Genomic DNA, 13,988 nt, shown 5'->3' with positions numbered 1-13,988 from the left:
GTCTTGCCTAAAACATGGTTATATGCCATCGCAAAAGAATGTCATATCCCATGTTATAAGAGATTGGTTCACTGATCTTTAGTTTCATTGATATTGAAATAAGATAAGATCCAAGATATTCTCTATCAACAATTAGCAAAAGACTGCGACCATCTTATTGATGAAGAAGATTTGGAGGCGATGAAATCAAAAGGATATTCCTTTTGTTTACAGAATATTATTAGTGCTTCATTAAGAACCTAGTTCTCGTAAAGTGGTCTTAACTTCTTCTTTAGTAATCTCTTCATTGTAAAATGGCAGCCCAATAATTCGATGTTTCTCATCATCGACAAGTATGCGGGCATTATCTCGTTCAGAAATTTGTTGTAAAAATTTCAATTTCCAACCTTCTTTACCATTTTCAAACGTTTGATTTGAGTCTAAAAATTGCCGTCCCTTTGGTTCTATAAAGATTTGCCAAGAGACATTCCCAGTCTTCTTATCATTCGCAAACATTAAAAAGTCTGGTTCAAAGGCTTGACCTTTATCGAAACTGTATATTTTTACAGCTTTTTCGTTTCTTAACAAGTAAATGTCCGTCCACTTTTGTTCAAGATCAGACATCAAACTTTTGATTGTGCGAACAAGATATTTTTCTTCACTAGTTCCAAAATTATCATCGTAAGCATACCAATCTAAAGTGTCTAAGTCTTCAAAGATTTTGGTTTCACTACTGTCTTTTTGAGAAACACCAAATTCAGCTTCACTGTTTTCATCAATACTATATTTCCTAATAATCGATGTTTCAAACACTTTCTTAATTGGTGTCTTTTCAAATTTTTCGGAACCATAAAAACGTTCCTCTGTTGGAATTAAATCTTTTTCAATTGATTTCAAAAGTTTTTCAACTACATAGAGTTTATCGTCAGCTGTTAATTCTTTCGGATTTTTATACTGACAAATTACTCGTAAATCAATATCTTTTAACATCTTGATAAACAACGATATACTACCGAGACCAAAAATATATTTTCTTAAATTATCAAAAGTAAATTTCTTATTTCGATTGATAGCTGTACGAACAATATTTTTAGGAATGACTTTTTCAAGTTTGAAATCAATAGCTGTTGTAGAATTTATGTTCCTGTCATCTTCTTCAAAAGCTTCAATATCAAATGTAGATAAAGTTGGAAGTTCTACTTCAAAAGATTTGGGAATATAAACCTCATCTAAACTTTCCTGTACTTCCTCTAAGTATTCTTCACGAGAAAGTCTCTTATTCATCCATACAACACCATCTTTATAGGTCCTTGTTTTAGTGAACGAGTCTTTAAGCTTTAGTTCTCGTTTTACAAGGGTGATGTCATCAAAAATACCAGATTCTCTCAAAACTTGTTTTAGTTCTGAAATATAACGAGGGTTGTTTGCTGAATGGTAATGGAGTTGTTCAATAACACGTAATTCTTTAGTTTCATTATCGTCAAACTTACGAGTATATTTTTCATCCTCTTTATCATCAATCACAAAAGGATAGTAGCGTGCTCCACGACCAATTAGTTGTTTTTCTGCATTTGTTGTTTTTCCTGCTTTAAACCCTTTTTTAGTGATTTTCCCATCACGAGTGTCATAAAGACGAACTATGTCAAAGAGATTAAGCACATCCCATCCTTCATTCAGCATATCAACCGCAAAAATTGCCCTTATTTCATTTCGTGGATCCTCTAATGTGTTAATAGTCGTTAAATTATCCTTCGTCTTGTTGTCGCTGTCAAGTAAGAGTAAACGTTCTTGGCGAAAATCATCTTTCAATTCTTCGATTAAATCCTGATCTGAAATATTATTATTTTCAAAATACTCAAACGCCTTTGTAAGAATTCCTGCTTTTTCTAAGTCATTATTTCTAATGATTTGTCTTTGATTAGCGATTTGCTCAACAGATAATCTCTCTAAAAGTTCTAAAAAATTATCTAAGTTTCCTTTGTTTTCTTTTTTCACTTTAGACTTAAACATAATTAAGGGCTTGAGATTGATATTATTTTTTAAGGCAATCTTCTTGCGATACTGACTAATAAGAATAGCTTGAAGCATTCTATTATTAGCATCACCATCTACAAGATGGAAAAGAACATCCTTAGAATATTTATCTAAACGAAACTCCTTAAGGTCATATTTGAATATAAGCGATTTTTCGTATTTTTGAGCGATGTTAATATCCGTCAAGTCAACGGTTGCCGTAAACTCAAATATACTAGATTTCTTAGCTGCCCTTTGAATGTTATCGACTGTTGATGTCCAACTTGTGTTATCTTCCTTTTCAGATGAATTCAAGCCAGCGTTCAAGTGATGTGACTCATCTGCCAATAGAACGACTGAAATATCTTTGAACTGTTCGAAAGAGAGTCTATTCTCTCTAGGTGTATTTAAATCCTGATGAAGTTTTTGAATTGTAGTAAAAACAATATTGATACTATCATCACGACTATCAGAGAAATCGCTAACTTCTCGGACAGTAACAATTTGATTATCAATGACAATCTTTTCATCAAATAGGTATTTATTGGCGTTTCCTGCTAAAAAGTTTGATCTTGTTTTTGTTAAAATATTGTCGTTATTAACAAAAAAGATGAAATTTCTTTCTCCTTGGCGATATTTCTCAAGCATTACAGCCGCCATTAAGAGTGTTTTCCCTGAACCTGTTGCCATGTTAAAAAGGACTTGTTCAGGATCCGTGTGGTGCTTCTCATCATCTTTATAATAAAGATACCGACCTAGAGCTTCTTTTTGGTAAGGACGAAGCGGGTACTTTAAGTTTGTCGTTATTTCATCAGGAATGTTCCTCTTAAAGTCAATAAAACCATTATCACTAGCTACATTATATATTTTATAAGTAAAAGCCATATTTTATTGACCTCCTTGATAAAACTGATGATTTAAACGTTTATCGTATTCTGAGATATGGTAATCTCCATCGTCAATATCAGAATAATTAACATAAAGGTTGTTATTGTCAATAATATCAGACAAGACTTGTTTTTGTTCAGCCAAAGAAAGGGTTTCAAACTCGTCTTTTTTTAGCTTTTTAGGATCAACACGATAAGACAAAAATGAAGATTCTTTAGCCAATTCAAATAGTTCAAGTAATTCTTCGGTAGTAGTGACGTTTATGATGGTATTTTTAAAATCCTGTGCATCGTTTTTTAGTTCGGCATAGACAAATGAACCTCCACCTTTCCATTCGACATCTTTAGAGATACCGGTAGCATCACCTTTAATAACATTATTCAAACGTTCAACAATTTTGTCTTCAATATAATCCATTTGTTCAATAGAGATATACTGTCGTCCCATTTTGTGAGCAGTAGCTGCCGTAGAACCCGAACCACCAAAGAAGTCTAATACAATATCATTTTCTTCTGTTGCACTTGCAATGATTCTCTGAAGTAATTTTTCAGGTTTCTTTCCATTATCAAGCGTAACTCCACCTTCATTTTTTATACTACTCCAAGAAATATCTTCCCAAAGTGTGCCAGCTTTTTCTGTTTTATAAACAACTCCTTCATCGATAAATGTTGTTTCTTTCAAAAAGCTCACTAATCGTTTTGTCGTTCCAATAAACCCAACATCAATTAATTTCCCTCTATTCTTGCCAGATACTGGTCTATACCTAGCGATTGTATAACCATTGTCATCAACTGCATCCCTTACCCTATCCCTTATAGAAGTTTGAGCATTTTCTGTAGTATAGATTCTATCCAAGTATTTTTTATAAACTTCTTCTTCAGAAATATTTTCTTCTTTCATTATCTTCTTGACAGATTTAGTTTCATAGCCTCTGACATTAAAAAGTTCAATAACATCTCCTCGACCATCTACAGTTTCTCCAATTTTTACCAACTCTCCAGAATTCACAAGCACATTGGTATATGCAAAAGTTCTTCCAGACTCTTTTCTTTCAGTAATATAATCAACTAACGGGAACGGCTTTTGTTGAATTTTAATCTGAGCTTCATTGTTTGCATAAACCAAAATAAACTCTGTATTTTTCTTCAACCTTTTATCTTCACCACCACCACTTGCACCTGATGAAGCTTTTGATTTTATAACAACTGTATTGAGATATTTTTTTTCAAATATTTCATCCATTAAAACTCTTAAATAAGCATGCTCTGTATCGTCAGTTTGAACAAAAATCATTCCATCAGCACTCAACAACTCTCTAGCTACTTCTAGCCTATTCTTCATAAAGGTCAGCCAAGTGGAATGATTAAAGTTGTCATTATAATTAAAGCTATCATTCCCTGTATTATAAGGTGGATCAATATAAATCAGTTTAACCTTACTAGCAAAACGTTTTTTCAAACTATGCAGAGCAATAAGATTATTTCCTTTGATAATGAGGTTATCTGTGTCAGATAAATTTTCAAGCTTATGCTCCCCATTTTCATCAAAACGTTTGAAGTTTGTTAAGACTTTGTCATCTAATAGTCGATTTATTTCTGTTGGTGCTAATGTCTCATTAAAGAAAATTTCTTGTCGTTTTGCATCTTCCTTATTCTGCCCACCTTCCAATACACAGTCTTTGTAAGGAAAATTAAGAACAACATTCTTATTTTCTAAAAGATACTGACTCTCTGTAGCTAACCCAATTTTAGTTTTATAAGCTGTAAAACTGTCTGGAAGAAATTCTTTATTATTAAGAAACTGGAGAAATGTATCTTTTTTGAATACTAAGACATCATTTTCCAACTTACTGAAAAAATGCTGTGAGATATTATCATCACTCATCAAAACATTAAGTAAAGTTGGGTTGTAAGTTCTTGCCAGCTCTGCCAGTCTGTTCTTATTGAGTTTCCCACCCACCAAGAATTCTTGGTGGGTAAGGAGATTTTCTAATTCTTTTTTCATCTTATTCATTTACCTTTCCCATTAAAATATTATTATCACACATTTCTTCTTTGAAAAAGTCTCAGTACCTTATGACCTTTTTCAGTAATAACATATTTACCACGCTTATTTTGATAGGAACTTACATAACCTCCTTCGATCAATTCACGCAGCAGTCGATTTGTCTTTAATTTAGACATGTGGTTAATATTGCTATCTCTTGTTGAGATAGTGGTATATAGTGTTCTACTTTCACTTCAACTTGATTTTCTTTTAAAGATTTTAAAAGTATCATTAGCAAGAGATCCAAGAGTAAACTCTACCATTTTAGACCTCCTTTGTTTAATATTTTAGCGTAAAATCAGCTACCCTTAAAGGTTAATATGATACACCGAAAAATTCTAAACGATAAAATAAAAAAACTAGCTAAAATTGACCATCAAAGACAAATTTAGCTGGTTTATTTGTTGCTATTATGCGATTCTTTAGCGTTAGTTCACTATTCCTCTCCAACTGGATAATATAAAAGTAATTCCAAGTTTTCCTTAACTGCGACTAATTTGATTTGCAATAATATCCTAGTTCAATTTCTTCATTTTTTAGCTTAGTAATCATCCTATAATAAATCCCCAATTTTTTCAATTGATCAAAATATTTTTACTGAACAAACAGAACCTACGTGGCAAGTAGAATTACAGTTACGACAGCATAATCTATTAGAGTGAGCAGCAATAGCAGTTTGATATGTCGCATTGACAGAAGAAACTCTTATAAAATGTTTAGGAATAAAACCTTTACGATATGAAGCAGTATCTCCACAATTATGGCATCTAAAACTAGCTAATTCTTAGGGTAAGAAATCAATAGCAGCAGGAAAAATAAGATATTTGATACCTCTAATAGAACCGCCACCAAACTTAAGATGCGGATCAATTGAATTTGCAGTATAATTCGAAGAAAACATAATAGATACTATACTTTCTAATTGAATTTTCGTGGTAGGATACACAAGAAAAACTACCGCTAAGGCTCTTCTTTGATGTATCCAGATAATGATACATTAAAAAAACTGCGTAATAAAATAAGATACACGAAGCTCTGCGAAAATGGGTATACACTTTCTGGTATGGAATTTTTCATCCATGCCAGTTTTTTTGCGCAAAAAAAAGGACATTTAATGCCCTCTCGTTATACAATGAATTCACCACAAACCACGTAAAGGAGAGAATTTAAATGTCCCATAACGATTGTATACTAAAACTTCTAAATATTAAAGACCCTAATCTCAAAGTTATTGATGTTATCGATAATTTATATAATGGCACAGAGAAATTAGTTTTGATCAAAGCTGTACTATCTTATCCTATCAATCGTTGTCGAAATTGTGGCTTTGCCACTGTTAATAAAAATGGTTTTGCCAAAGCTCACGTACGTTTGCCAAGTTTAAACGGTATACGTTATGAAATGATCCTTCGTAAACAACGCTATCAATGTAAAAATTGTCGCACAACTTTCGGTGCGACCTCTGGATTGACTAAGCCTAATCAAACTCTTTCTCGTAAACTAAAAAATCAGATCATGTTATTGGCTAGGGAAGGTTTGAACGGTGAACTTATCGCTCGCATCTGTCATTGCTCTGCTAGTAGTGTTCGAAGAACTATTGTAGAACGAATCAAACCTCAATATCGAGTGCCTGTTTTGCCCAAGAATCTTTGTTTTGATGAATTTCGTTCGATTAAAAATACAACTTCTTTTATCTGTTGTGATGCACAAACTCATAAGTTAGTTGTTAAACTCCCAGATAGACTATCTTCTACCATTATCAATTATTTTGAAAATCGTTACTCAAAGTTTGAACGTGATCAAGTGGAATCGGTCGTCATTGATCTAAACGCTCAATACCAGCGCTTCATTCGCCAACTTTTCCCGAATGCCAAGATTATTATTGATCGGTTTCATATCGTTCAGCTAGCCGGACGTGCTTTAGACAGTTGTCGAATCGCTCTCACTAGGTCACTCAATAAGCGTAGTCGAGAATACAAGATTCTCAAATCACAGTGGCGTTTATTCCATAAGAAATCTGATGAGATCGACCCTAAAAATGTTGTCTATCTTAGGGGGATCAATGAATATATGACTCAACAGAATGCAATCGACTTGATCATCAATAAATTTTCTGAATTCAAAATAGTTTATCAGACTTACCAAGATATTACCTTAGCTTTGAAGAATAAAGACATTACTACTTTGAATGAGGTTCTTGATAGTTATGAGCGCACCAATACAGAGATGGATACGACCATTCGTACTTTCCGTAAAAATCGTATCTATCTAATAAATAGTGTAACTTCAAAATACTCTAATGGTCCCTTAGCGGTATCAATCGAAAGATCAAACTCTTAAAACGAAGTTGTTACGGTTTTGCTAATCAACAATTTTTATTTTTACGAATTGATTGTATATTTGCGTAAAAAAACACTTCCCACAATTTCTTGTAGGAAGTGCTTATCGGAATATCCATATCAGTTGACGGATACCCGAATTTTTCAAAAAATTCGAGTGATCTTCTTTTTGTTTTTATTATTTGGTGATATTTTTGAACTACTAGTGGACATTTCCCACATATTCAATGCTATTAACGCTATTCCCATCTGACGATTTACCTTTTTCTTACTTCGTACGGTAAATCGAGTAAAACCCCAATAAGCCTTCAAATTACCGAAAATAGGTTCGATTTCATACTTTCTTCTACGATAGATCTTATTTTTTTCAATATTTGAAAAGTTTGTTTTTACTTTCCACTTGAAACATTCCCATTGTGGATTGATATAGATCTTTCTGACGTTTTCTTTTTTGGTCAATACATTTGGATCTATATAGTAATCATCTTCAGCGTTATAATGCCAATTCATCATTTTGCGCTCATCTGATCTCCAACGTTTGATTTCTTCCTTTAATATCGTATTATATGGAATAAGATAATCAAGCACTCCTAATTTATCTTCGATAAACTCGGAGTTAGGTTCAAACCCATAACCAGCATCAGCGACTATCGTACCTTGGACAACATCAGCATCCATCTTTTCTAAAAATGGAATCAAAGTACGCATATCAGTTGAATTAGACGCAAGTGTATAATCCAAAGTAAATTGATTATTAGCAGCGACTTGGAGATTATAGCCAGGTTTGTTTTGACCATTTTGTATTGAATCTTCTTTCATACGCATGAAAGTGGCGTCATTGTCAGTTTTAGAATAACTATTTCGCTCTCGTGTTTGTTTTAAGTATTTCTTGGCAGTACATCGTTCCTGCTTCGCAGGATTAGGAGAAACATTCTTAGTCTCTTCGACTTTTTCATTCAAATATTCAATCCGCTGTTCTAATCGGGCACAGATCTCCTCAAAATGATCGACCGTCAGATCATCAGTAAAATCAATATTGCCGATCTATTCTTTGATCTCTTTCAATAATTTTTGAGCTTTTTGACGATTTAAATCATCATAGCGAATAGTATTTTTCTACCAAAAAATCCAGTTTCTCGGCTGGTTTTCACTCTTTCCTATTCCCATATAGTCCCACAAGCAACTACGATACGTCCAAGTTTTTCGATATTCTTTCGATCTTTTGTTCTGAGCCACTCGATCGCTTGGCCTTTTCCTTCTTTCATATAGACTTCCACAGCTTTGACACAAGTTGTCGGGCGACTCTATACTTTTTACTGTGTAATATTATTCATTACGCAGTTTTTGATTTATCACTAAAAAATAGGGTCACCTCTGAACGATTGGTCAATAAGGGACTTTAGTTAGCTGATCCATATTATAATTTTGTTTAACCAACCTATATAATCTTCGTATATTACCGCGAGTATTTGCTTCAACTCCTCGTTTTTCAAGAGCGTATATAAATATTTCTTCTAGTAGAGTTCTATATTGAGTCAACACAATATCATACTAAGTTTTTATCTATTTTATCAGAAAGTTTTTTTATATAATTCTGTCCTACTTCCTTAATACTATCCATAGATAACTCCACTTCACTATCTACATATTTTATAACAATAACTCTCTCCCACTAAGACTCAGTAGCTCATTGATTTTTAGTACAGCTTCCTTTGTTGCTATATTGTAATATTCCATACGACTTCTATTATTATTTAGTTGATTATACTCTTTTCCATGTTCAGTAAAGTTAGTCTTGCTGAAAAAATAGGCTACTATGGTCGATATAGTTTTAGATTGTATCCCATGATCAATTCATACATATACTCCCATCTACTTCTACTACCATAATCTATATATTTTCCAAATTTAGTCGTAACATCACAAATATTCCTACCTGATAAATATGGAAGTCTCAAATCTATCTCATATGTTCTAAAACCTTTACTTATGTTCAATTCTATCTAATGCTTCATCACCGATCAAAATTGCAATGATTTTCTTCGTTTTTAACAACTTAAAATTTTTTAACATTTGCTCTCCTCAATCCCCAATTTCTATTGAACTGTTATTTCCAAAAAACAGTACCTTTTTAACTCTAATAGTTAATGCACCCTTCCAAACAACATATCTTAGATCCATCATACTTTCAGTTATTCCTTTTAGGCGGTTTTTTATCAATATATATAAATTGACAATCCGTTTCTTTTTCTAACAAATCTAAAAATTTTTTTTCATCTATCTTCCTATCCAGTCCAATCTTATAACTAATATAATCCCTATAGTCAGTATCAAAATGAAACGGTGGATGATTATAGTATTTTTCACGCTCATAATCTATATCAAATCTTATATACGAACTATCATACTCTAATAACTCAAATAAAGCTTTTTCTACATCATCAAAGTTACAATTACACTTAGTATCCCTGACATACTCCCCATGAACATCTTCAACAGTTGCACTATAGTTGAGTATTGTCTTTCCTAAATTTTCCTCAACTATTAATTTTCCCCAAAAAATTTTCAATATTCTCAATACATGTATGTCTATACTAATTTTTTCTTCTCTAGTTTTCACATCACTTATTTTATCAAATTCATCAAATATTATATTAAATGGAAGATGCACTGAAAAATATTTATCTTTTAGAAAAACAATAATCCTACCTTGCTTTTTTAGAATTTCAAAACTATATCCTGAATCTTTTATATCTCCACTGTAACTTCCTTCAAATAAAACAATATAAATATGCAACACAAAAAGAATTATTTCATCTTTTGTTTTTAAGTGGAAGTTATTTATTTTATCTAATTTTTTCTTTATATCTGTCTTGCATGTATTTTTAACAATCGAACTTCTAATAAAGTTACTTTGTTTTTCATGTATATAAAATCGCATCTCCACTATACCCCTGCTTCAATAAGTTTCTTTATTACCCCCATAATAATCTCCTTATCAGTAGTTCCATTTGAAATTTTTTTACTTTGAGGGAGTATATCTGCATATTTGTTCCTAAGGTTTTTAGCAATTTCCAATTCATCAAAACATTCTTCTATCACATCCAACTGTGACTTAACTCTTAAACCACTTAAATTATATAATTCCTTTTCATTTATAATGTTATCTGGTTTTAAAATTTCTAGCTGTGCCCCATCATTATTTAATTTCTCTGCTAAATTACATATTTTCTCAAAATATGTATTAGATACATCATCTTTAGAAAAAATAATCGTAGAAGTGACAAAAGATCTGGTTAATGCCATATATAGCGCATTTCTATATCGTATGTCTGTTGCAAGGGTTTCATCATCTATTTCTTTAATTCTTCGATTATTGACAATGATAACGAAAGAAAATTCTAACCCCTTTACATTATTTATATTAGTAATCAAAACTTCATCAGCCTCATTTATTCTCTTTTCATACGGTGCAATCACCGAATTCCAAGAAAATTTCTTAAATATAGTTTTCTTTAGATCAAGGGCTTGTTCACCTACATTTCTATCAAATTCTGTATATATTACAGCAATATCAGACGGCAAGATTTCCTCATATTTATTTTTTAACTTATCAATAGTATCTATTACGGAGTCCATCTGGTTTGTAACCACTTGTTTCACTATAACTGCCTTATAATTACTTACCTCCATATCTTCCCCAAATCTATTGAACGGTTCCCTACTTAAATGGTATTTACCTTCATTTAACTTCCTAATATCATAACCCGACATTCGCCATTCATTTTCGCTTAACCAGCGTACTGCTCTTTTTTCGTATAAACCAAAGCCTAAAACATGCGAAAAAAGTACAGTTCTTGGATCTGTTCTATACACTTTATTTAATATAAAATCTGTTCCCGCATTCTCCATCCCTTTATTAATAGAAAAAATATCTTGCAAAATATCACCTGCAACATATACTTTCTTTCTTGTTACTAATTCACATAATTTTATATATTCATCTTCAAAATCTTGACTCTCATCTAATAAAATATAGTCGAAAAGCGGTTCTATCTTCCCTAATTTTTCTAATTCGGCTATAGCATCTTCCCATATTTCTTTTTTTGATTTTATATGTGAAAATGGTTGCCATTGTAAATTATAATGGCTACATATCTTTGTATACAATCCACTATTAGGATTACTCCGCGATCCCCAACTGGAGGCAATAAATAGCCTATTGTAATTTATCTGTTCGTCAACTTTCATATAGTCAAAAAATTCCGGAACTCTCCCTCTTAATTTATCGGCTAAAACCTTATTAAAACATGAAAAAGCTATCCTACTATCTTTATTCTCCGTATATATCTTCTTTAATTTGTGCAACAATAGTTCTGTCTTACCTGCACCTGCAAGGCCTTGTATCCTAATAACTTTTTGATTTTCATTTTCTTGATAGACAAATCTGGTTTGATTAGTATCAAATAATGTTATCCTATTTTTTACAGATTCTAGTAATGTTTGCTTTCTCTCGAAAGTACTACTATCGATGGTTGATATATCATTGATACTTCCCGTTAATAATGAGATTATTAAATTTGACACTCTAGATTCAATATCCCCTAATTTATTTGCCTCTATTACTTCCTTTACATTATCAGCATTAATTGAAAAACTATCTATGACCCCCCTTTTTTTCCAGTCTCTTGTTCGTCCAATTAATTGTGTGTAAGAATACTTTCTAGCTAATGCACCTGTATCTTCTAAAAAATCTTCTATATATTCAATAAAGCCATCATTACTAGGATTTTTATCTAGAGTCACAAACATAATCTTATAGTTCTTTATAAGTATTAAAAATCCTAATTCGTATAAATATTCATAATTTCCCGAATCCATTATTGGTCGATCTATTATAAAAATATTGTCTTTAGGTATAGATTGTATTTCTTCGATTCTTTCAATAATTTTTTTAAACGAATCAGATTCTCTCAAATAGCTACTTACTTCATAAAAAATTTTATTATCTTCCATAATTTCCCCTCACCTTTGAGCTTGCTCATAAATCTATTACTATTATATAATGTCATTCTTGTTCAAGCTAGAAAACTCCGAATAATTACTGTCAAAACAAACTAAGAACAAAATCCACAATCTTTTAACATGAGAATTCCTTATGATTGGTCTTACTCTAGTATTTTGTTTGGGGATTAAAAAACTGCCCCACTTTATCCGAAGCCAGCACAAGTTTTCCCATTCCACAACCACTCCTTTAGACCGACATCTCTGCAACAATCCCAATCCCTGAAAAACAGCTTCTTTATATACGATCTCAGCCCTCAATTCAACCGTTTCCAAGATGCAGGTGCATGATGCAAGTCATCAGTAGTGATCATCATCCCATGGCTATCCAGCAAGGAAATATTATTGGCAGCTTTATCCCCCAATTCATTCATAAACCATATCTACCAGTTCTTTAGGTCTAGGCGATACGGCAGATATTTAATTTTGCCTATCGCCTAAGTCTAAATCGTAACTCGTCACCTCGATCACATTAGGCATGTCACACCCGATTGTGGCTCAAAACATAATAGTATTTTTCTTCCAAACAAACGAGAATTTATTGCATTAACAAGGATTTTAATATTATCAATAAACGCAGCCTCATCAAGGAGACCGTTTTTTAGAGACTTACGTCACAGTCTCTCTAATTGTAATTATTATTTGTTCTTTTATTTAAAATTAGCACTAATAAATTTTCTGATTGCAGAAATCTTTTTTAGATACTCAATATTATCTATACTATCCAGCTCCTTGTATTTGCTTCCCTTAATTGAACAAAACTCAATATTGTTTGTAGCTACTAAATATTTATCCTCTATTAACATAAATTCATCTATTTTCTTACTTACATTGGTGTCATTCAAAGATTCTGGCATCTTAAAGGATGTAGTATATCGCAATGTATTTTCATTGATTTTTTCTGGCTTACCTTTTTGAATGTAGCTTTCCACTTTTAAAATCACAGCAAAAATACTGATTTTCATCGTTTTATCTACTATAACAATATAAAAATCAATTTGCGTTATTTCCTTACTACTTGACAAGTCTTTAAGATTAACATCAAGATGGTTTAGCGTGACTGACATGCCATCATTATTATAAATATTTTTATCTTTAATTATATTTATTAGTTCTATACCATTATTAAAAACATTAGCTATATAAATCGTATCAATTTCACCATGATTAACTTGTATACAACCAGATAACTCTAAATTAATTTGATAATACCTATCTTTTTCCATATTTTTCCTTTGTATTGGAGCACCATGATACCTAATATTATATATCGAAAAATCACTAAATTGAGCAATCAATGGAGCACTTATCTCACTAATGCTATTTGAAATAGCCGATAATTCCTTAGATTGAGTAGCAAGCTCATTAGCCACTCGCTGCAATTCAGCACTTTTTGAAGAAAAACGAATTGAAACAACACCAAAAATTACAGAAGCTACACCAAAAATTACTGTAGACACTAAATCACCATTATCTGAAATCCAATTTAACATATGATATATCTCCCTATTAATACTGCGTAAATTGCTAGTTCTAAATAATCTTTATCACTAATATTATTCTAAACTATCATAAATTTTATATTTCTCCCTCACTTCAAACCGCATAAACTATTTTTCTATTTAAACAGTATCCTTGACGGACCCAAGTGCCGTTGAC

Annotated in this window: 6 protein-coding genes and 2 pseudogenes; 1 reads left to right on the top strand and 7 read right to left on the bottom strand. The window is 31.9% G+C overall.

Features of this window, described 5'->3' with window-relative positions; genetic code table 11:
- Window positions 1–231: 231 nt before the first annotated feature.
- Genes QFX10_RS05960 through QFX10_RS05950 form a run of 3 tightly spaced genes read right to left on the bottom strand, consistent with a single transcriptional unit; the run spans window position 232 to window position 5,063 of the window.
- Window positions 232–2,877 carry a DEAD/DEAH box helicase family protein gene (locus tag QFX10_RS05960; protein ID WP_280605359.1) on the bottom strand — a complete coding sequence of 882 codons (2,646 nt, stop codon included), beginning with the start codon at window positions 2,875–2,877 and terminating at the stop codon, window positions 232–234.
- A gap of 3 nt (window positions 2,878–2,880) precedes the next feature.
- Window positions 2,881–4,884: a DNA methyltransferase gene (locus QFX10_RS05955; protein ID WP_280605358.1), complete on the bottom strand. Its 2,004-nt coding sequence runs from the start codon at window positions 4,882–4,884 to the stop codon at window positions 2,881–2,883.
- Window positions 4,885–4,919: 35 nt separating this feature from the next.
- Window positions 4,920–5,063, bottom strand: coding sequence for a winged helix-turn-helix domain-containing protein (locus QFX10_RS05950; RefSeq protein WP_280605357.1), 144 nt, complete (start codon window positions 5,061–5,063; stop codon window positions 4,920–4,922).
- 1,033 nt (window positions 5,064–6,096) lie between these two features.
- On the opposite strand from QFX10_RS05950, the pseudogene QFX10_RS05945 reads away from it, so the two are divergent.
- A pseudogene (locus tag QFX10_RS05945) lies at window positions 6,097–7,334 on the top strand (ISL3 family transposase).
- Between the two features lie 78 nt (window positions 7,335–7,412).
- Here QFX10_RS05945 and QFX10_RS05940 read toward each other — a convergent pair.
- The 4 genes and pseudogenes from QFX10_RS05940 to QFX10_RS05925 form a co-directional block, all read right to left on the bottom strand.
- Window positions 7,413–8,381: pseudogene (locus QFX10_RS05940) on the bottom strand (transposase); the annotation flags it as partial.
- Window positions 8,382–9,453: 1,072 nt separating this feature from the next.
- Entirely contained in the window at window positions 9,454–10,206 is a 753-nt protein-coding gene (locus tag QFX10_RS05935; RefSeq protein WP_280605355.1) for an STM2766 family helicase-associated protein, read from the bottom strand.
- 5 nt (window positions 10,207–10,211) lie between these two features.
- Window positions 10,212–12,281, bottom strand: a complete 2,070-nt coding sequence (locus tag QFX10_RS05930) for an STM2767 family DEAD/DEAH box helicase (protein WP_280605354.1) — start codon at window positions 12,279–12,281, stop codon at window positions 10,212–10,214.
- Window positions 12,282–12,979: 698 nt separating this feature from the next.
- Window positions 12,980–13,822, bottom strand: coding sequence for a hypothetical protein (locus QFX10_RS05925; protein ID WP_280605353.1), 843 nt, complete (start codon window positions 13,820–13,822; stop codon window positions 12,980–12,982).
- Window positions 13,823–13,988 lie beyond the last annotated feature (166 nt).

This window comes from Ligilactobacillus faecis (genome assembly GCF_029889745.1).
Lineage (GTDB): Bacteria > Bacillota > Bacilli > Lactobacillales > Lactobacillaceae > Ligilactobacillus > Ligilactobacillus faecis.
This window is presented reverse-complemented; position numbering and strand designations above follow the sequence as displayed.

Excerpts from the sequence above, each read along its gene's own strand:
- QFX10_RS05960 (WP_280605359.1), bottom strand. The coding sequence starts at position 2,877 with ATGGCTTTTACTTATAAAATATATAATGTAGCTAGTGATAATGGTTTT.
- QFX10_RS05955 (WP_280605358.1), bottom strand. The coding sequence starts at position 4,884 with ATGAAAAAAGAATTAGAAAATCTCCTTACCCACCAAGAATTCTTGGTG.
- QFX10_RS05950 (WP_280605357.1), bottom strand. The coding sequence starts at position 5,063 with ATGTCTAAATTAAAGACAAATCGACTGCTGCGTGAATTGATCGAAGGA.
- QFX10_RS05935 (WP_280605355.1), bottom strand. The coding sequence starts at position 10,206 with ATGCGATTTTATATACATGAAAAACAAAGTAACTTTATTAGAAGTTCG.
- QFX10_RS05930 (WP_280605354.1), bottom strand. The coding sequence starts at position 12,281 with ATGGAAGATAATAAAATTTTTTATGAAGTAAGTAGCTATTTGAGAGAA.
- QFX10_RS05925 (WP_280605353.1), bottom strand. The coding sequence starts at position 13,822 with ATGTTAAATTGGATTTCAGATAATGGTGATTTAGTGTCTACAGTAATT.